Here is a 19,131-nt window from a genome sequence, read left to right on the forward strand (position 1 = left end):
TCCTCGGAGTGTAAGAAGGCGCGGCCCTCGACCACTGCATGGTGAGAGAGCAGAGATGAGGAGACGGCGTGACCGACGCCCAACGCTTTCGGGACCTTTACGAGGAGTGCCACCCCCGTGTGCTGGCCTACGCGGCCGGCCTGGTGGGTCGGCAGGTCGGTGAGGACATCACCAGCGAGACCTTCACGGTCGCCTGGCGGCGGATGCGGGACATCCCCACGCCGCCACTGCCGTGGCTGCTCGGCGTTGCCCGCAATCTGACCCGCGAGCTGCGGCGCCGCGATGGCAGGCAGTACGCCCTGGCCGCCCAGGAGGCCCAGCGCATCATCAGCTCCGGCGCCCAGGTCGAGGACGTGGCCGCGGGGGTGACCGAGCGCGCCGTAGCGCTGCAGGCGCTGGCGGGGCTGTCCGCCGCCGACCGCGAGCTGCTGACGCTGGTCGCCTGGCACGGGCTCGGCCCGAGACAGGCCGCGCGCGTCCTCGGCTGTTCCAGCGCCACGTTCGCGGTGCGGCTGCACCGGGCCAGACGGCGGCTGGAGCGGGCCGTGGGCGTGGTCGGACCCTCCCCTGACTCCAGCCCCGCCCCCGACCCCGCCCCTCGCCCTCGCGCCCCTCGCGCGAACGTGACAGTGAAGGAGACCTGAGATGGCACGCAAGCGGCACGATGTGATGAAGACCCTGGCGGACGCGCGGCCCCCGGAGCTCGATCCGGACCACCTGGCCGGTTCCGTACGCGCCCGCCGCGACCTGGAGACCATCCTGGCCGGCAGGGCCGAGGCGCCGGAACTCCGACGGTCCCCGCGGATGTTCACCTGGCGCTGGGCGCTGCCCGTCGCGGCGACGGCGGCCGCCGCCGGGGTGCTCGTCGCCACCCTCCCCCAGGGCGGCTCGGACGCCGGGGGCTCCCGGGCGTCCGCCGGCCCCACAGCGGATGGCGCCCGGCACATCCCGGCCAACGGCCGTCTGGCGCTGCAACACGTCGCCGACCGGCTGGACCGGACGGTGGACGAGGGCACCTACTGGCAGGTGACCACGCGGTCGGGCTGGATCGGCGTCGTCGACGCGTCCGGGGAGACCTTCGCGGTGTCCTCCTCCGAGAAGCAGCAGCGGTCCTTCGGGGTACGGCCCGGCACGGAAAGCCTCAACGTCATGGGGCTCGACGCCACCACCAAGCCCCGCACGAAGCGCGATGCGGCGCGCTGGCGGGCCGCCGGCTCGCCGAAGGACCTGACGCTCGCCGACACCGGATCGGGCGGCAGGCTCGGTCTGCGGATCGAGACCGGGTCCGGGAAGCGGCCGATGGTGGACCAGATCAACTCGGGCGATCGGATCGCCGCCCTCGGCGCACGCAATGTCACCTACGAGGACCTGCGGAAACTCCCGGGCGACAGCGCGAAGTTGAAGGAGGAGCTGGCGGACCTGTACCGGGAGGACGGCGGGAGCGAGGTCCGCGGCCGCACCGAGTGGATGTGGCGGCAGGCGGCCGGGCTGATCGGCCTGCCGGTGAAGGCCGAAGTACGGGCCGCCGCGTACCGCGTCATCGCGGGGCTGCCGGGCATCCGCGCGCTCGGTGAGGTGACCGATCCGCTGGGCCGCGAAGGGGTCGGCTTCGCCCTGCCCGCGTCCGACCGGCCCGGCTATGGGACCGGACACTCGGAGCTGATCGTGGACCCGGTGACCGGGGCCCTGCTGTCCGAGCAGGAGGTGCTGACCGAGCCGGACGCGAAGGCCGCCGAGGCGGGGCTCACCTCGGGCACGGTGGTGAACTACACCGCCACCGTCAGGTCGGAGTGGACCGACCGGCAGCTGAAGACCTCGGAATGACTGGCCGGGGCGGGCTGTAAGAACGGCCGGGCGGCGGCCATTTCCTTCTGAGAACTCCACCCGAGCAGAAGGAAGGTCATGGACAGAACCACAGTACGGCCCGGAACCCGCCGGATATGGCTGCGCAACGCGGTCACGGTGTGCGCCGTCGCCCTCGGCACCCTCGCCCCGGCGAACGCCGCCCCCGCGAATGCCGCGAACGCCGCGGCCGGCGGCACGTCCGGCCCGGCGGCCCGCGCCGCCACCCCGTGGACGCTGCGGACGCCGCTGAGCGAGACCGTCTCGACGGAGTTCTGGGACGTCGCCGCGACCGGTGCCAAGGACGCCTGGGCGGTGGGCCGGAAGACCGACGGCGCCGACGGGCCCACCCCCGCGATCAAGCACTGGAACGGCACCGCCTGGACGGACGTGGCCGTCACCGGGGCCGGGGACGAGCCCGGGCAGCTGGAGAAGGTCAGCGCCGCCGCACCCGATGACGTCTGGGCGGCCGGTGTCCAGTTCGGCGACACCACCTCACCGGTCGTGGTGCGGCACTGGGACGGCGAGAAGTGGGCCGAGACCGCCCACGCCACGCCCCAGGAGGGGTGGACGAGCTTCGTCGGCGACATCGCCGCGTTCGGCGAGAAGGCGGCCTGGCTGACGAGCTTCGACTGGGACCAGGCCAGCGGCGCTTCCACGTCCCGCCTGGAGCGCTGGACCGGCTCCGCGTGGCAGGAGGTGTCGCTCCCCGCCGCCCCCGGCGGCGGGGAGGTGCGGCCGTGGGACATCACCGGCACCGGTCCTGACGATGTGTGGGTCACCGCCGAGGCCGTGACCGGTGATGTGTCCGTCCCGCTGCTCTACCACTGGAACGGCCGCGGCTGGAACCTCCGCGAGGTGCCGACGCCGGCCGAGCACCCGACCGGCTGGGTCGCCAACCACGCCGTGGCCACCGGCCGCGGCTCGGTCTATGTGGTCGGCAAGACCAACGACGCGGGGGTGCCCGAGGCCACCATGGCCACCCACTGGACCGGCAGCCGCTGGCAGTCGCTGCCCGCACTGCCCGTCGACGAGGCCAACGCCGCCGGTGCGGACGGCGCCGGGCGGCTGTGGATCGCCGGCTGGTCCGCCGGCGGCCGCCACTCCGTGCTGTCCCGCTGGACCGGTACGGAATGGGCGACCGAGGAGCTGCCCGCCGACGTCACCGAGCACAGCGAGATGTCCACGGTGTCCGGCATCGCCGCGGTCCCCGGGACGAACGGGGTGTTCGCCGCGGGGACCGCGGGCTGCCAGAGCGACCCGGTGATGTGCGGGGTGGTGGTCTCACGCGACGTGCGCTGACCACTCACGGGGCGTGGGCCGACCTCCTCAGGCGACGGCGCTGACTCCCGCTACGCGGCGGGCGCTGTCACCGCGTCCCGCGTGCGCGTGACATACGCCTGGACGGCGACCGTCTCGTCGTCCAGGCATCGTCCCGTCTCCAGATCGAAACGCTGCTTCAGCAGCGGGGAGGCGACGAAGGGCCGTCCGCCCGCCGAGCCCAGCAACCCCCGGGAGAGGACATACGCCCCGGTGAACGGGTCGCGGTTGGCGATCGCGTACGTGCGTCCCGACCGGTCCAGGAAGACCGCCACCTGGCCGCCGTCCGGCAGCAGGGCGGCCACTCCGCGCCCGGGGGTGAGGTCGGTCAGCTCGCAGACCGCGAACCACCGCTGGTCGATGAGGAGTTCCACGCGGACGGCGGTCCGCTCGGGTGCCATGGTCATCGGCTGGCAGTCCCTTCGAGAGTACGGACGGGGAGGGTGGGGCCGGACAGGATCGTCAGGTCCGGCTTGACCTGGTCGCGCTCGGGCACGAACTTCACCGTCGGGTCCGGCGCGTCGGGCGCGTTGACGAAGGAGACGAAGCGCCGCAGCCGTTCCGGGTCGCCCAGGGTCTCGGCCCACTCGTCGCGGTAGCCGGTCACATGGTCGGCCATCATCGCCTCCAGCTCGGCGCAGAGCCCCAGCGAGTCGTCGACCACCACATCGCGCACATGGTCCAGGCCGCCCTCGATCCGCTCCAGCCAGGCCGAGGTGCGCTCCAGACGGTCCGCGGTGCGGATGTAGAACATCAGGAACCGGTCGATGAGCCGGATCAGCTCCTCGTCGTCCAGGTCCTGGGCGAGCAGATCGGCGTGGCGCGGATCGGCTCCGCCGTTGCCGCCCACGTACAGATTCCAGCCGGTGGAGGTGGCGATCACGCCGAAGTCCTTGCCGCGCGCCTCCGCGCATTCGCGGGCACACCCCGAGACGGCCGACTTCAGCTTGTGCGGTGAGCGCAGCCCCCGGTAGCGCAGCTCCAGGTCAATGGCCATCCGGACCGAGTCCTGCACCCCGTAGCGGCACCAGGTCTGCCCCACACACGACTTCACGGTGCGCAGCGCCTTGCCGTACGCGTGGCCCGACTCGAATCCGGCGTCCACCAGCCGCGCCCAGATCAGCGGAAGCTGGTCCACGCGGGCGCCGAAGAGGTCGATCCGCTGACCGCCGGTGATCTTCGTATAGAGCCCGAAGTCCCGGGCCACCTCGCCGATTACGATCAGCTTCTCCGGGGTGATCTCCCCGCCGGGGATCCGGGGCACGATCGAATACGACCCGTTGCGCTGCAGATTGGCCAGGAAGTGGTCGTTGGTGTCCTGCAGCGCGGCCTGCTCGCCGTCCAGGACGTAGCCGCTCGCGCCCAGGGTCGGGGCCAGCGAGGCGATGATCGAGCCGACGGCGGGCTTGCACACCTCACAGCCGTCGCCCTGCCGGGCCTCGGCCCGGCCGTGGCTGTCCAGCAGTTGGGCGTAGGTGGTGATGCGCAGGGTGCGGACGATCTCGTACAGCTCGGCGCGGGTGTACGCGAAGCAGCCGCACAGCCCCTTGTCGACGCTGACGCCGCTCGCCTCCAGCTCGTCGTTGACGAGTGAGGTGAGGGCCTTGACGCAACTGCCGCAGCCCGTGCCCGCCTTGGTGCACTTCTTCACCTCCGGGACGGTGGTGCAGTGGTGGTCGGTGACGGCCGAACGGATCGCGCCCTTGGTGACGTTGTGGCAGTTGCAGACGACCGCCTCGTCCGGCAGCGCCGACGGCCCGAGGGCGGCGGGCGCGCCCAGCCCCGCCGGGAGCACGAGCTGTTCGGGGGCGACGGGCGGCACCGAGCCGGTGAGCGGCCGCAGCATGCCGTACGCGTCGGCGTCGCCGACCAGCACCCCACCGAGGAGGGCGCCGTCGGCGCCGACCACCAGCTTCTTGTAGACGCCCGTGCGGGAGTCGGAGTAGACGACGTCCAGGCAGCCGTCGGCGGTGCCGTGGGCATCGCCGAAGCTGGCCACGTCGACGCCGAGGAGCTTGAGCTTGGTGGAGGTGTCCGCGCCGCCGAACCCGGTCCCGTCCTCGTGTGGGCCGACGATCGCGTCGGCCGCGACCTCGGCCATCTCATAGCCGGGCGCGACCAGCCCGTACACCCGGCCGTCGGCGGCCAGCGCGCATTCGCCGATCGCGTACACCGCCGGATCGCTGGTGCGGCACCGCTCGTCCACCGCGATCCCGCCGCGCTCGCCGACCTCCAGACCGCAGTCGCGGGCCAGCTGATCGCGGGGGCGTACGCCCGCCGAGAAGATGACGAGGTCGGTGTCGATGGACGAGCCGTCGGACAGCGCCATGGAGGTGACCGCGCCGTCGTCGTCCGCCGTGATCTCCTTGCCGCCGACGCCGGTGTGCACGATCAGGCCCATGTCCTCGACCGTGCGGCGCAGCGCCGCGCCACCGCCCTCGTCCACCTGGATGGCCATCAGCCGCGGGTTGAACTCGACGATGTGCGTGGTCAGCCCGAGCCCCTTCAGCGCCCCCGCCGCCTCCAGGCCCAGCAGCCCCCCGCCCACGACGACGCCGGACGTGCGGTTCTGGGCGTACTCCTCGATCGCGAGCAGATCCTCGACGGTGCGGTAGACGAAGCAGCCGTCGCTGTCCTTGCCGGGCACAGGCGGGACGAACGGATACGAGCCGGTGGCCAGCACGAGCGTGTCGTACGCCACGGTCAGTCCGGAGCGGGCGGTCACGGTGCGGGCGGCGCGGTCGATGGACTCGGCCGGGTCGCCGAGGTGCAGCTCGATGCCGTGCCGCGCCATGAAGCCGTCCTCGACGAGGGAGAGTTCGTCGGGGGTGCGGCCGGAGAAGTACGAGGTCAACTGGACGCGGTCGTAGGCGGGCCGGGGCTCCTCGCAGAGCACGACGATGCGGGCGGCGGTCTCGGTGACGTTCCGCTCGACGAGCGCTTCGAGAAACCGCTGGCCGACCATTCCGTGGCCGACCAGCACGATGGTGGGAGCGGCGGCGGTCTCGGGCTGCGGTGTGCTCGTCATCGGTGCGCTCGTCGTGTTCGGTGCGCTCATGGTCAGGAGCCTCCATCGTTGGTCAGCAGGTGGAGCAGGGGGGCGGCCGGGAGCGCCTCGTCGCCCTCCCAGGCACGGGCGAGCGCGCCGACGGTGCCGAGATCGCCGAGAAGGATGCCGCCGAGGAGGCGGTCGCCGCGGACCACGACTTTGCGGTACGTGTTGCGGGTGGCGTCGGTGAGGTGGATGACGTCGTCGCCGGGGGCGGGGGTGGGGTTGCCGAACGCGGCGAGGTCGAGAGGGCCGGACGTTGACGTGAGCGTCAGGCGGGTGAGGGCACGGGTGCCCGTGTAGCGAAAATCCAGCCCCTCCGGCGATTGGGGAGCGAGGTCCGGGGCGGAGCCCCGGTGGGGGTCCAGGGGGCGGAGCCCCATTGGTTCGGGGAGGGGCGGGGCGGGGGACAGCAACTGCGCCAGGACGTCTGCCTGTTCCTGCGCCGCGCCCGCCAGGCCGTACACGACGCCGTCGTGTTCCGCGCAGTCGCCGATCGCGAAGACTCGCGGGTCACTCGTCCGCAGCTCGTCGTCGACGACGATGCCGCGCGCCACCTCCAGCCCCGCCGCCCGTGCCAGTCCGACCCGTGGCCGGACTCCGCACGCGAGCACGACCAGATCGGCTTCCAGGGCGTATCCGTCGGCCAGTTCGACGGCGTGGACCGTCCGCGCCGCCCGCCCGCCGCCCCCCGGCCCCGCGACGCGGGTGCGCAGGCCCCGGGCCCGGCACTCGGTGTGGACCTCCACGCCCAGCGCCGCCATATGCCGCCGCAGCAGCCGTGACGCGCCCGGGTCCAGCTGGCGTTCCATCAGGTGCTCGCCCTGGTGCGCCAGGACCACCTGGGCACCGCGCTGGGCCAGCGCACGGGCGGCGGAGACGCCGAGGAGTCCGCCGCCGATGACGACGGCCCGCGTCCCGGGCCGTACGGCCGCGCCGAGGGCCAGGCAGTCGTCCATGGTGCGGAAGGCGTGGACGCCGTCCGGGAGAGCATGGAGGTCGTCGCGGCCGTCCGGCTCGAACAGGCCGCGCAGCGGCGGCAGCACCGGGTTGGAGCCGGTGGCCAGCACCAGCGCGTCGTACGGCACGCGGCGGCCGTTGTCGCACAACACCTCCGCCGCGGGACGGTCGACGCGGACCACCCGCACCCCGCCGAGCCGCCGCACCCCGGCCCCGGCGGCCGGGACGGGAGCGGGGAGGGCGATGACCTCCGGGGCGTACCGCCCGGCGAGGACCTCGGCGAGCAGCACCCGGTTGTACGCGGGGTGCGGCTCCTCGCCGATGATCGTGACGTCGAGGGCGACCCGGCCCGCACCCGCACCCGCACCCGCGGCCTGCGCGAGCAGCTGCTGCGCCAGCCTCGTGCCCGCCATCCCGCCGCCGACGATCACCACCCGCCGCTGCGGGCTTCCCGGCTCCCTGTTCGACTCCATGCCAGGAAGCGTGCGGGGTGCCTGTTACCCGGCCGCATCCCCGCCGTTTCCCGGAGGCAACGCTGCCCTCAGCGCACCGGCTCAGGCGCTGTGAGCCGCCCCGAGCCGGATGGGGAGCCGCTGCGGGCTGTTGCCGACGAAGCTGGGGTGCGGGACCAGCTCCTCGTCCGGAACGGCCAGATCGAGGCCGGGGAAGCGGGTGAAGAGCGCCTCGAGGGCGATCACGGCCTCCATCCGGGCCAGCGGGGCGCCCAGGCAGAAGTGGGCGCCGTGGCCGAAGGACAGATGGCGGGCGCCCCGGGTGACGTCGAAGCGGCCGGCGTCCGGGCCGTACGCCCGCTCGTCGCGCCCGGCGGCGGTGTACGAGACGAGCACGGGCGCGCCCTTGGGGATGACCGTGTCCCCGACCGGGAGGTCCCTGGTGGGGTAGCGGAACGGGAAGTAGCTCACCGGGCCGTCGTACCGCAGCGTCTCCTCGACCACATCGCCCCAGGTGGCGGCACCAGAGAGAACAAGGTCGAGCTGGTCGCGGTGGTTGCACAGCGCCCGCACCGCGTTGGTGATCAGGTTGAGCGTGGTCTCGTGCCCGGCGATGATCGTCAGCATCAGGGTGCCGATCAGCTCCTCCTCGGCGAGCCGGTCGCCGTCCTCCTCACGGGCCGCTATCAGCGCGCTGGTCAGATCGTCGCCGGGGTCCTTCGCCCGGGCCGCCGCCACCTGGCCGAGGATCGCGACCATCTCGCGGTTGGCGGCCGGGACCCGCTCCGGGGCGGTGTGGGTGGAGACGATCTCGTTGGACAGCTCGTGCAGCCGGTCCTGGTACTGGTCGTCGACGCCCAGGAGCCGGCAGATCACGCTCATCGGCAGCGGCAGCGCGAAGTGGCGGCGCAGGTCGGCCACCCCGTCCGGATCCGCGGCGGCGGCCCCGGCCAGCCGGTCCAGCAGCGTGCCGGTCAGCTCATGGACCACCGGGTGCAGCGCCTCCACCCGGCGCGGGGTGAAGGCCCGGGTCACCAGGGACCGCAGCCGCTTGTGGTCCTCGCCGTCCGCGGTGATCATGCCCCGGACGGTGGCGAAGGTCCGCATCGGCCAGCCGGGCGGGAGCTCGTCCCGCTGCAGGGCGGCGAAGTGGCAGGCGTTCTTGGCCACGTCGGGGTGGGTGACGAAGTCCTTCAGCTCCTCGTGCCGGGTGATGGCGTACCCCGGCACGTCACCGGGCAGCAGGACCGGGACCGCGGCTCCGCGGGCGCGCAGCTCTTCGTTGACCGCGTGCTGGCGCGCCCCGGTGGGGTCCAGGCGGTGCGGTGCGAGGTCGGCGTGCGACACGGGGCATCGGCCATCGGTCATCTGCGGTCTCCTGCGGGGGAGTCGGGGGCCGGGGAGGCGGGGGTCGGAGCCGGGGAGTGCGAGGTCGGAGGAGCGGGTGAGCCCGAGGTCCGGGCCGGGGAGCCCGAGGTCCGGGCCGGGGACTGGGCGGCGAGCTGCGGCGCGGAGAACCGCACCGGCAGCTTGGCCAGCCCCTTGGACCACGGCGAGGTGATCCACGGAAGCTGCTCCTCCGGCACTGCGATCTCCATATCGGGCAGCCGGTGGCGCAGGGTGTCCACGGCGGTACGGGTGATCAGCCGGGCCGGGTCGCGGGCCGGGCAGGTGTGCGGGCCCGCGCCGAAGGCGAGGTACGAGCGGTTGCCGACCACCGGCCGCCCGTCCTCGGGCAGTACGTCCGGATCGGCGTTGGCGCCCGCGAGACCCAGGATGAGCATGTCCCCGGCGCGGATGTCCTGGCCGCCGAAGCGCAGATCGCGGGTGGCGTAGCGGCCGGGGAAGTTCTGGGTGGGCGGCTGGCGCCACAGCACCAGGTCCAGGGCGTCGTCGACGGTGAGATGGCCGTGGGTCAGCGAGGAGCGGAACGCGGGGTCGGTGAGCAGGATCTGGATCGTGGAGGCGATCCAGTTCACCGTGGTGTTGTTCCCCGCGACGATGATCACCACGAGGTTGTGCAGCACCTCCTCGTCGCTGAGCCCGACGGGGTGCTCCAGCAGCCAGGACGTCAGATCCGCGCCCGGCCGCCGCTTCTTCCCGGCGATCAGCTCCAGCAGGATCTGGCCCATCCGCTTGTTGGCGCCGGTGGCGGCCACGGTCGGGGCGACGATCGTGGTGAGCGTCTCGACCAGCCGCGCCCCGTTCTCCTCGTCGAGCCCCAGCAGTTCGGTGACGACCTGCAGCGGCAGGAGACGCGCGTAGCTCTCGACCAGATCCGCCGCATGCCGGTCGGCGAACCCGGCGACCAGCCGCTCCGCGGTGGCCCGCACCGTACGGATCAGCTCATGGCCGTTGACCCGCCCCAGCGCGTCGGCCACCGCCGAGCGCATCCGGCGGTGCGCCGCGCCGTCGGCGAACAGCAGCGCCGGGCGCCAGCCCACCAGCGGCATCAGCGGTGAGTCGGCCGCCACCCGGCCCTCGCGCAGCGGGCTCCAGCGGCGCGGGTCATGGGAGAAGTACTGCTCGTCGCGGGTGAGATGGAGCAGCTCGCGGTGGCCGATGACCAGCCATGCCTCGACCCGGGGCGCGATCTCCACCGGGACCACCGGACCGTGGTCGCGCCGCATCCGCTCGTACAGGTCGGTCAGCGGACCGTCGAGCGCGGTTCCGTACAGCGGCACCCGGGTGGGGGCCGGGGCGGTCATGATGCCTCCGTGAGCGTCTCGATCAGATGCGAGACGAGCGAGATCAGCGCCTTGACCGAGGACTGGTGCTCCCGGGCGTCACAGATGACCAGCGGGGTGTGCGGGAGCAGATCGAGCGCGGAGCGCAGATCGTCCTCGCTGTGCGGCTTGCTGTCCGGGAAGGCGTTGACCGCGACGGAGAACGGCACATCCAGGTCCTCCAGATGCCCGATGGCGTCGAAGGACGCCTCCAGATCGCGGGTGTCGACCAGTGCGAGCGCGCCCAGCGCGCCGCGCGCCAGGTCCTTCCAGGCGGGGAGGAACCGCTGCTGGCCGGGGGTGCCGAAGAGATACAGCACCAGCTCGCCGCCGAGGGTGATCCGCCCGAAGTCCAGCGCGACGGTGGTCGTGGTCTTCGACGGCCGCACCTTGGTGTCGAGCCGGGCCCCGGCCTGGCTCATCGTCGCCTCGGTGGAGAGCGGCTTGATCTCCGACACCGTGCCGATCAGCGTGGTCTTGCCGACGCCCATCGGGCCGACCACCAGGATCTTGGCGGCCCCGGCCACGCTGGACTGCACGTACATGACGGGGGTGTCGTCCATGTCGTCCATGTCGTCCGTATCGCCCGTCTCGTCCGTATCGCCTGTCTCGTTGGTGTGGTCTGTGCGGGTCGTGCGGTCCGCGTCGCCCTGGCGGGCCGTGGGGTTCGTCTGCGTTGTGCCGTCCGTACCGGCCATCGAGATCTCAGAGCTTGCTCTCAAGCCCATCGAGCACCTTCCTCAGCAAGTCCAAATCGGCACGTTTTCGCTTGACCACCCGGATCGGCGGACGCGCCACGATGTGCCCCCAGTCGATGAGATCCGCGAGCAGCACCTGCACCACGGCCGGCGGCTGACCGAGATGGGCGGCGACCTCCGCCACCGACAGCAGCCCCTGGCAGTGGTCGGCGATCCGCCGGTACTCGGGCTGCAGATGCGGCGGCAGCGCGCTCCCGGACGCCATGACGAGCGTTTCCAGCGGCAGAGCATCCCGTGAGGAACCGGCGCGCCCCCGTGTGATCACATAGGGGCGCACCGCGGCCGTCGTGCGTTCCTCGCCGGGCGAGCTCATGACGCCGGGCGGCCCATCGCATCCCGCGGCTGACTGCTCAGATGGGCACCGATCTTCGCGACCAGTAACTGCATCTGCTGGGCCACCAGGCCGACATCCGTCTCGGTGTCGGTGGCCACCCCCAGCGAGGCGCCTTGACCGGCCGAGGTGAACAGCACGAACCCGCTGTCGGATTCGATCATCAGCTGCCGCACCCCCGCCTCGTCGCCGAACAGCAGCGACACGGTGGACTGGCTGGTCACCGTCAGCGCGGCACAGGCGGCGGCCAGCGACTCGGCCTCGTCCACACCGAGCCGGGAGACCTCCCCGGACAGCCCCTCGGCGGAGTCGTGGCCCATGCGCAGACCGTCCTCCGAGACGACGACGGCATGCCGCACCCCGGGGATCCCCGTCAGCGGACGCAGCATCCATCCAACGTCGGGCAACTTGGATATGGTTCCGGCCACTACCGGCCTCCTTCTCGGTCTTCTCGGTCCGGACTCTTTTCCTCCGTCAGCGGTACGGCCCCGTCCTCCGCCTCCGCTTCCACCCGTCCGCGGCGGGTGCCGGAGACGACGCTGGTGATGGAGGCGCGGGCGGCCTCCGGCGTCCAGGAGGCACTGGTGTGCGGGGTGGGCGCGGCGCCGGAAGCGGTGGCCGCACCGGCCGTGTCGGCCGGGGTGCTTCCGGAGGCCGGGCGGCGGCGGTTGCGGCGCCGGGGCAGCCCGGTGCCGAGCGGCGCGGGGGCCTCGGGGGCGTCGTCCACGGACAGGCCGTTGAGCGAGCCGCTCCCGCTCGGCTCCGCGGCGGCCGGGCCGAGGCCGGTGCCGCCCGCGTCGTGGCTCACCGTGCCGACGGTCACGGGCTCCACGACCACCGGCTTGTGGTCGGCCGCCCGGACCGCGCTCGCCGGCTCGGTCAGCAGCCGATGGGGTACGAAGACCACCACCCGGGTGCCGCCGTACGCCGACGCCGTGGACAGCTCCACCCCGAAGCCCAGCTCCCGCGACCAGCGCCCGACACAGGCGAGCCCCAGCCGCGGCACGGCCCCCAGCTGGGCCAGGTCCAGACCGTCCCGCAGCTGGCCCACGGCCTTCTCCAGCACATCCGGCGGCATGCCGAGCCCCGCGTCGTCGATCTCGATGACCGCGCCCGCCGCGACCTCCCGGACGGCGACCGCGACCTGGGTGCGGGAGGGGGAGAAGACCGTGGCGTTCTCCAGGAGTTCGGCCACCGCGTGCATCAGGCCCTCCACGGCGGGTGCCACCGCGTAGAGGGTCTGCCCGCCGTGGACGTCCACCCGGCCGAACTCCACGATGCGCGACTGCGCGCCCCGCACACAGTCGAAGAGCGACACCGGCCGGGTCTCCCGCCGCGCGGGCCAGATCCCGCACATCACCAGCAGCGTCTGGGCCTTACGGGTCATCTGGGCGGCGGCGTGGTCCGCCTTCATCACCTCGCCCATCAGCCGCGCGTCCTCGACATGCTGCTCGAGGCCGTCGAGGACCTGCTGCTGCACCATCGACATGGCGTGCATATTGCGGGCCACGGACTCGAACGACGCCTGGACGGAGTCGCGCAGCCTCCGCTCCCGGCGCGCCGCCTCGTCCAGATCGCTCTGTACGGCGGCCAGCCGCGCGACCTCTTCGCCGCGCTCGGCCGCCAGCGCACGCTCGCGCGCGGTATTGGCTCGTTCCCGTTCGGAAACGGCTCGTTCTCGCTCGGTCGCCGTACGCGCGTCAGCCAGCGCGCGACGGAGTCTGACCACCCAGGTGAGGCACAGCGACAGCACCAGTACCAGCACCGCGGACGCGGCCACGACGACGGCCTCCGTCCCCGACAGCACCTTTGACACCTCCATCTGGGACACGGCCAGGAAAGGGCAGATACTACTGACCAACTGATCAGTCTGGTCCGGTAGTTGCCAAACTCTCACGAGTGAGCCGCCGCGTCCGTACCGGGGTCAGGGTTGGGTGACGTCCGTCCGCGGCAGACACAACAGCAGGCGAGCCCCGCCCGGCGGGCTGGTGAGCACCGTAAGGGTGCCACCGTGGGCGTGAGCGATGTCATTGGCGATGGCGAGCCCGAGACCGGTGCCGCCGTCCTGGCGGGCCCGGGCGTCATCCAGCCGGGTGAACCGCTCGAAAACACGCTCGCGGTCGGCTTCGGGGATGCCCGGACCGTCGTCGTCCACGGCCAGTTCGACCAGGCCACCGCGGACCGCCACGGTGATCGAGACGGTGGTACGGGTGTGCCGGCGGGCGTTGTCGGCGAGGTTGGTGAGCAGCCGGGACAGCTGCACCCGGCTGCCGGTCACCACAGCCGCCCGCTCCTGCTCCCCGGCCAACGTGAGCGCGCCCGGGTGGCGCCGTACCTCCTCGGCCGCCAGCGCGCCGAGGTCCACCGCCGCGGTGCGCGGCGCCTCCTGCGCGTCGAGCCGGGCGAGCAGCAGCAGATCGGAGGCGACCGCCTGCAGCCGGTCGGTGTCCCGCAGTGCCTTGTGCACGGCGGCCGGCCAGTCGGTACGCGACGGGCGGGCCAAGACCAGTTCGAGCTGGGCGCGCACGGCCGCGATGGGGCTGCGCAGCTCATGCGAGGCGTCGGCCACGAACTGCCGCTGCCGGGTCATGGCCCGGTGCAGCCGGTCCAGCGTGGCGTTCATGGTGCGCGCCAGCCGGTGGATCTCGTCCCGCGCCCGGGGCACCGGCACCCGGCGATGCAGATCGCGCTCGGTGATCTCGGTGAACTCCTGCCGCATCGCGGCGACCGGGCGCAGGGCGCGCCCCACGAGCAGCCAGGTGAGCCCCGCAACGAACAGCACCAGCCCGGCGGCCGCGGGGGCGGCCTGGCGCAGCAGCAGACCGGTGGCGTTGTCGACGGCGGTGGTCGAGGGGCTCACCTTTACGCTGTAACGTTGCCCGGCCTGGATGGACTCGACGGGCTCGGCCGGAAACATCGTGGCCCCGTCCGAGTCCCGCGGGGTGGCCTCTGTCTCCTGCGAGCCGGCCGCTGTCGGCATGGTGGGGGTGACCGTCCGGCCGGAGACGTCCTTGATCGTCACCGCGCCGGGGGCGACGATGAGTGCCCGCTGCGGCGCGGGGCGGGTCTGCGCCAACTGGCCCTTGATCGCCACGGCGGCGTTCCTGGCGTCCAGGTCGGCGCTGGCGCGGAGGTTGTGCTGCAGGGCCAGCACCAGGGCCAGCATGCACAGCCCGATCGCGAAGGCCACGGTCCCGGCGGCCGCCAGCACGGCCTTGGCGCGCACGCTCAACCCGGACGTCAGGCGCGGGCGGCGACGTCCCGGGTGCGCTGGGTCCTCAGCGTCGGCCGTATGCCCGACGTCCTGCCTGATGTCCTGCCGGACGTCCGGTCCGACGTCCGGTCCGACGTCCGGTCCGGCATCCGGTCCGACGTCCGGTCCGACGTCCGGTCCGACGTCCGGCCCGGCATCCGGCCCGGCATCCGGCCCGGCATCCGGTCCGACGTCCGGCCCGACGTCCGGCCCGACGTCCGGTCCGGCATCCGGCCCGACGTCCGGTCCGACGTCCTGTCCAGAGCCCGCGATGTGCCCCGTGTCCGCCGTGCGCCCCGCGTCCGCGCTGATGTGCCGCACCGTCTCACCCTCCGTCGCGGGCCAGCAGATAGCCCGCGCCCCGTATCGTGCGGATCGACTGCCGTCCGTACGGCACATCGATCTTCCGGCGCAGGCTCCGGATGTAGACCTCGACGAGATTGGCCCCGCCGTCGTACGCCGTGTCCCACACGCTCTGCACGATCTCGGACTTGGAGACCACCTGGCCTGCGCGCCGGGCGAGGTACTCCAGCACGGCGAACTCCTTGGCCGTGAGCGTGACCTCCTCCTTCCCCCGCGCACAGGCCAACGCGGCGGGCTCCAGCCGCAGATCGCCCAGCTCCAGCACGTCGGGCCGGTCCAGCCCGCCGCGCCGCACCAGGGCCCGCACCCGTGCGATCAGGACGACGAAGGAGAACGGCTTGGTCAGATAGTCGTCCGCGCCCACGTCGAGCCCATCGGCCTCGTCGTACTCGCCGTCCTTGGCGGTGAGCATCAGGATCGGCGTCCAGTCGCCCTTCTCGCGCAGCCGCGAGCAGAGCTGGTAGCCGGAGCATCCGGGGAGCATCACGTCCAGCACGATCGCCGCGTATCCGCCGGAGCGGGCGAGCGCCAGGCCGCTGGGCCCGTCCGCCGCCGTCTCGATGGTGAAACCCTCCTGCTCCAGGCCCTCGGTGAGCAGTTCGCGGAGCCGGGCGTCGTCTTCCACCACCAGTATGCGCACGCGGTCAGGATGGCACGGGCAAGCTGAGGCCCCGCTGAACCGGCACCGGTTTCAGCGGGGCCTCAGGGGGTTCAGCGAGGACTCAGCATCGGTGCGCCACGGTGGGTGCGCCGACGGATCAAGGGTCCTTCGGCAGCCAGTTCCACTCCCCGAACGAAGGAGAGCTGTGCCCATGTCTCACTTCCTGCCTCGTGCCACATCCGCGAAGCGGCGCGGTGTCGTGCTCGCCATGGCGGCCGGTGCCCTGGCGCTGGGGGCCGCGGTTCCCGCCTCGGCTTCGTCCTCGGCCTCGTCGCCCTCCTCGGCGTCGGCCTCCGCCTCCAAGGCGAAGTCGAAGCCCAGCGACACGATCACCTGCCGGGTGGTGCGCGGCGCCGAGCCCGCCAAGTCCGCCAAGTCGGTCGAGCTGACCGAGGTGGGCAAGGCCACCGCGGCGGTGAAGGCCCACGGTGAGAAGGTCACCGCGGCGGTCAAGGCCGACGGCAAGAAGGTCACCGTGGCGCCGAAGGACGGTGCCCGCGGGCACGGCGACGTCTGCGCCATCCCCACCATCCCCGCCTTCCCGGGCAAGCCCGGCAAGGTGTGCACGGTCGTCATCATCAAGGGCAAGGCCGGGAGCAAGGACGACGTCTCCGCCGTTCCCGCCCGCCCCACGACGCCGACCAAGCCGGGTAAGCCGACCAGGCCCAGTGAGCCGGCCAAGCCCGGTAAGCCGTCCAAGACCTGCGAGATCGTGGTGATCAAGGAGGGGCACCGCGCCGACGACCGGTCCGCGGACGCGACGAAGGCGGCGGTCGGGGCGACCCGCTCCTGAACCACTGGCCGGCCCGTGGGGGGATCGGCCAGCGGCCCGGCGCGCACGGCGCGCCGGGCCCTCGCGCGTTCGGTGGGAAGCACACGCCGGGGCAGGGCGTTCTCCCGTCATGTCGATCATTCACAAGACCACGATGAGTCCGACCAAGGTGGAACTGCTCACGGCCTGGCTGCCCGGGCAGCCGTGGTACGCCGCCGCCCAGCGCGCGCCGGAGCTGTCGCGGGCCGGTGGCTTCCGGCTCGACGACCCGGAGGGCGAGGTGGGCATCGAGTTCATGGTGATGCGGGACGACGCCGGTGATCGGCCCGCCTGGTACCACGTACCCATGACCTATCGCGCGGCACCGCTCGACGGAGCCGAGCAGGCCCTCATCGGCACGACCGAGCACGGGGTGCTGGGTCGGCGGTGGATCTACGACGGGGCACACGACCCGGTGCTCGTGGGCCAGTTGCTCGCGCTCCTCCAGGGCCGCGCCGAGCCGCAGGCGCAGAGCCTGTCCGACACTCCGGACCCCTCCGTCACCACCGAGGTGACCGGGGCCGGGTTCGAGGTCCCGGCCGGGGCCGCCGAGGCGGCGGCCGTCGCCAACGGACCGGACGGCACCCGCCTGCTGCTGGGCGACGGGGCAGCCCTTCAGGTGACGCGCGTTCTGCGTCCGGACTCCGGTGCGGAGACGGCCGGGGTCCGGGGCCATGTCAGCGCGGGCTGGCGGCTGTCGGAGGACGAGGAGGCGCGCGGCCGGTTCGCCGTCCTCTACGACACGGTGTCCTGACGCCCTGTTGGGCGGGGGCGAGGGCGGGGGTGTCGGCGGTGGCCGGTGCTCCCGCCGCGCTATGAGACCAGCACCAGGCCGATAGATCCAATGAATTGATGCCCTAGGGGCGAAGCAAGGCGGTCGCGCCCGGCACCCGCACCGCCCCCGTCCGCACCCCCGAGCGCGCCCGCGACCTCGTACGGCAGCGCACCGACCGCCTCACCGCCGACCTCACGGTGCACCTCGCGCCGGGTACGTACCGCCTCGCCCGCCCGCTCGTCCTCGACTCCCGTGACTCCGGGGGCAAGGGGCACCGCGTCATCTGGCAGGGCAGCAAGGGCACGGTGTTCAGCGGCGGCCGGGCCGTCCTGCGCTGGAAGCCGGTCACGGGCAGGTCCGGACTGTGGTCCGCCCGCGCCCGCCGGGCTGCACAACACCCGGCAGCTGTACGTGAACGGCGTGCGCGCGCCGTGCTGGGACAACTCCACCAAGCGCGTGGAGTTCCCCGACATCCCCGGCCGCGGCATCAACATGGTCGGCCCCGGCAAGCTCACAGTGACGCCCTGCCCGGCTATGTCGAGAACGTCTTCGAGGCCCTCGACCAGCCCGGAGAGTGGTACCTCGACCGGCACACCTGCACCGTCTACTACCGCCCGCGCGCCGGGGAGAACCCGCGCACCGCGGATGTGGAGACACCGGTCCTGGAGAAGCTGGTCGACGGGCGGGGCACCGGGAGCGCGCCGCTGCACGACATCGCCCTGCGGGGCATCCAGTTCTCGTACGCCACCTGGCTCACCCCCTCCTCACCCGAGGGCTTCTCCGAGGTGCAGGCGGGCTACACGGTGACCGGCGCGGAGGGCTGGAAGACCCAGGGGCTGTGCGAATACACCCCGGGCGGCACCTGCCCGTACGCGTCCTGGACCAGGATGCCCGGCAACGTGGCCATCAGCCACGGCCGTGACCTGGAGTTCTCCCACAACGCCTTCGTCCACCTCGGCGCGGCCGGGCTCGAACTCGGCACCGGAACACAGAACACCACCGTGCGCGGCAATGTCTTCACCGACATCTCCGGCAACGGCATGGAGATCGGCGGGGTGGACGCACCCCGGCGCCGACATCGTGGCCGCGGCCGGTCTCGAACCCCGCTGCCGAGGACTGCTCGGCGGCACGTCCGCCGACCGCTCCGTGCCCGAAGCACCCACCCCCGTGGGCGACTTCGCGGCGGACGGCTCGGCGTACGTCACCTGGAACCCGTCGTACGTCAATGGCGGGTCCCCGGTCACCTCGTACACCGTCACCGCCACCAACGGCACCCACACCGTCTCCGCAACCATCCCGGCGGCGCGCTTCAAGCGCACCGCGTACGCGGTGGTCGACGGGCTCACCATCGGCACGCCGTACACGGTGACCGTCACGGCCCGCAACCGGGTGGGGCAGAGCGAGAGGTCGCTGGCCGCCGCCCCCGTCACGCCCACCGCCGACGGTCCCGGCACCCTGCCCGCCGCCTCCACCGGCGTGAAGGCCAACGCGGAGGCCACGGCCGCCAGGCTGTCCTGGACGCCGCCCAAGACCACCGGCGACACCCCGGTCATCGGCTACCGGATCAGCGTCTCCGACGGCCGCACCATCATCGTGACCGGCCGCGACGTCCTGGTCGCCCAGCCCCGGGCCAAGGGGATGCTGCGGGTGATCGGCAATCTGCGTCCGTCCACCGCGTACACCTTGTCGATCGCGGCACTGACGGCCACCGGCACCGGCTCGTCTGCCGAGGTATCCGTCACGACCCCGTCCGAATAAGGGCGCGACCCTATCCGGATAAGGGCGGGAAAGCTCAAATCCTGCTCTGAAACCACGCCGATCCGGGTTCAT

18 protein-coding genes are annotated in these 19,131 nt (G+C 72.7%); 6 read left to right on the forward strand and 12 right to left on the reverse strand.

Features of this window, described 5'->3' with window-relative positions:
• Positions 1–68: 68 nt before the first annotated feature.
• From ACFYOY_RS39635 to ACFYOY_RS39645, 3 genes are all read left to right on the forward strand, one after another.
• Positions 69–644 (forward strand): sigma-70 family RNA polymerase sigma factor, encoded by a 576-nt coding sequence (locus ACFYOY_RS39635; RefSeq protein ID WP_351882690.1) that lies wholly within the window; start codon positions 69–71, stop codon positions 642–644.
• Position 645: 1 nt separating this feature from the next.
• Positions 646–1,824: a CU044_5270 family protein gene (locus tag ACFYOY_RS39640; RefSeq protein ID WP_351882692.1), complete on the forward strand. Its 1,179-nt coding sequence runs from the start codon at positions 646–648 to the stop codon at positions 1,822–1,824.
• A 78-nt stretch (positions 1,825–1,902) separates the two neighbouring features.
• Positions 1,903–3,144, forward strand: a complete 1,242-nt coding sequence (locus tag ACFYOY_RS39645) for a hypothetical protein (RefSeq protein ID WP_388592517.1) — start codon at positions 1,903–1,905, stop codon at positions 3,142–3,144.
• Positions 3,145–3,194: 50 nt separating this feature from the next.
• Here ACFYOY_RS39645 and nirD read toward each other — a convergent pair whose 3' ends face one another.
• The 11 genes from nirD to ACFYOY_RS39700 all read right to left on the reverse strand — a co-directional run bounded on the left by nirD (position 3,195) and on the right by ACFYOY_RS39700 (position 15,694).
• A complete protein-coding gene (gene nirD / locus ACFYOY_RS39650; protein WP_351882696.1) occupies positions 3,195–3,569 on the reverse strand; it encodes a nitrite reductase small subunit NirD in 375 nt (124 codons plus the stop codon).
• Positions 3,566–6,190 (reverse strand): nitrite reductase large subunit NirB, encoded by a 2,625-nt coding sequence (nirB, locus tag ACFYOY_RS39655; RefSeq protein WP_351883084.1) that lies wholly within the window; start codon positions 6,188–6,190, stop codon positions 3,566–3,568. Before nirB ends, nirD begins: the two co-directional genes overlap by 4 nt.
• 32 nt (positions 6,191–6,222) lie before the next feature.
• A complete protein-coding gene (locus tag ACFYOY_RS39660) occupies positions 6,223–7,644 on the reverse strand; it encodes an FAD-dependent oxidoreductase (RefSeq protein ID WP_351882698.1) in 1,422 nt (473 codons plus the stop codon).
• A gap of 81 nt (positions 7,645–7,725) precedes the next feature.
• The gene (locus ACFYOY_RS39665) at positions 7,726–8,991 is read right to left on the reverse strand and encodes a cytochrome P450 (protein ID WP_388592521.1); all 1,266 of its coding nucleotides are present in this window, start codon (positions 8,989–8,991) and stop codon (positions 7,726–7,728) included.
• Positions 8,988–10,331 carry a cytochrome P450 gene (locus ACFYOY_RS39670; RefSeq protein WP_351882702.1) on the reverse strand — a complete coding sequence of 448 codons (1,344 nt, stop codon included), beginning with the start codon at positions 10,329–10,331 and terminating at the stop codon, positions 8,988–8,990. The genes ACFYOY_RS39665 and ACFYOY_RS39670 overlap by 4 nt, the downstream gene beginning before the upstream one ends.
• Positions 10,328–11,047 carry an ATP/GTP-binding protein gene (locus ACFYOY_RS39675; protein ID WP_388592542.1) on the reverse strand — a complete coding sequence of 240 codons (720 nt, stop codon included), beginning with the start codon at positions 11,045–11,047 and terminating at the stop codon, positions 10,328–10,330. The genes ACFYOY_RS39670 and ACFYOY_RS39675 overlap by 4 nt, the downstream gene beginning before the upstream one ends.
• A gap of 7 nt (positions 11,048–11,054) precedes the next feature.
• A complete protein-coding gene (locus tag ACFYOY_RS39680; protein WP_059148057.1) occupies positions 11,055–11,420 on the reverse strand; it encodes a DUF742 domain-containing protein in 366 nt (121 codons plus the stop codon).
• Positions 11,417–11,866 carry a roadblock/LC7 domain-containing protein gene (locus ACFYOY_RS39685; protein ID WP_351882706.1) on the reverse strand — a complete coding sequence of 150 codons (450 nt, stop codon included), beginning with the start codon at positions 11,864–11,866 and terminating at the stop codon, positions 11,417–11,419. The genes ACFYOY_RS39680 and ACFYOY_RS39685 overlap by 4 nt, the downstream gene beginning before the upstream one ends.
• A complete protein-coding gene (locus ACFYOY_RS39690; protein ID WP_351882708.1) occupies positions 11,866–13,260 on the reverse strand; it encodes an ATP-binding protein in 1,395 nt (464 codons plus the stop codon). The genes ACFYOY_RS39685 and ACFYOY_RS39690 overlap by 1 nt, the downstream gene beginning before the upstream one ends.
• Positions 13,261–13,362: 102 nt before the next feature.
• Positions 13,363–15,012, reverse strand: a complete 1,650-nt coding sequence (locus ACFYOY_RS39695; RefSeq protein WP_388592524.1) for an ATP-binding protein — start codon at positions 15,010–15,012, stop codon at positions 13,363–13,365.
• A 4-nt stretch (positions 15,013–15,016) separates the two neighbouring features.
• Positions 15,017–15,694 (reverse strand): response regulator transcription factor, encoded by a 678-nt coding sequence (locus ACFYOY_RS39700; protein WP_078641262.1) that lies wholly within the window; start codon positions 15,692–15,694, stop codon positions 15,017–15,019.
• 172 nt (positions 15,695–15,866) lie between these two features.
• Here ACFYOY_RS39700 and ACFYOY_RS39705 point away from each other — a divergent pair, with 172 nt between their 5' ends.
• Together ACFYOY_RS39705 and ACFYOY_RS39710 are read left to right on the forward strand one after the other, a co-directional pair.
• The gene (locus ACFYOY_RS39705) at positions 15,867–16,508 is read left to right on the forward strand and encodes a hypothetical protein (RefSeq protein WP_351882712.1); all 642 of its coding nucleotides are present in this window, start codon (positions 15,867–15,869) and stop codon (positions 16,506–16,508) included.
• Positions 16,509–16,617: 109 nt separating this feature from the next.
• The gene (locus tag ACFYOY_RS39710; protein ID WP_351882714.1) at positions 16,618–17,280 is read left to right on the forward strand and encodes a 1,4-alpha-glucan branching protein; all 663 of its coding nucleotides are present in this window, start codon (positions 16,618–16,620) and stop codon (positions 17,278–17,280) included.
• 817 nt (positions 17,281–18,097) lie between these two features.
• Here the strand turns inward: ACFYOY_RS39710 and ACFYOY_RS39715 are convergent.
• Positions 18,098–18,322: a hypothetical protein gene (locus ACFYOY_RS39715; protein WP_351882716.1), complete on the reverse strand. Its 225-nt coding sequence runs from the start codon at positions 18,320–18,322 to the stop codon at positions 18,098–18,100.
• Between ACFYOY_RS39715 and ACFYOY_RS39720 the strand changes: the two genes are divergently transcribed.
• Positions 18,313–19,059, forward strand: coding sequence for a fibronectin type III domain-containing protein (locus ACFYOY_RS39720; protein ID WP_351882718.1), 747 nt, complete (start codon positions 18,313–18,315; stop codon positions 19,057–19,059). The two genes, ACFYOY_RS39715 and ACFYOY_RS39720, sit on opposite strands and share 10 nt — an antisense overlap.
• Positions 19,060–19,131: the final 72 nt, after the last annotated feature.

The organism is Streptomyces sp. NPDC007875, from assembly GCF_042868035.1.
Taxonomy (GTDB): Bacteria; Actinomycetota; Actinomycetes; order Streptomycetales; family Streptomycetaceae; genus Streptomyces; species Streptomyces antimycoticus.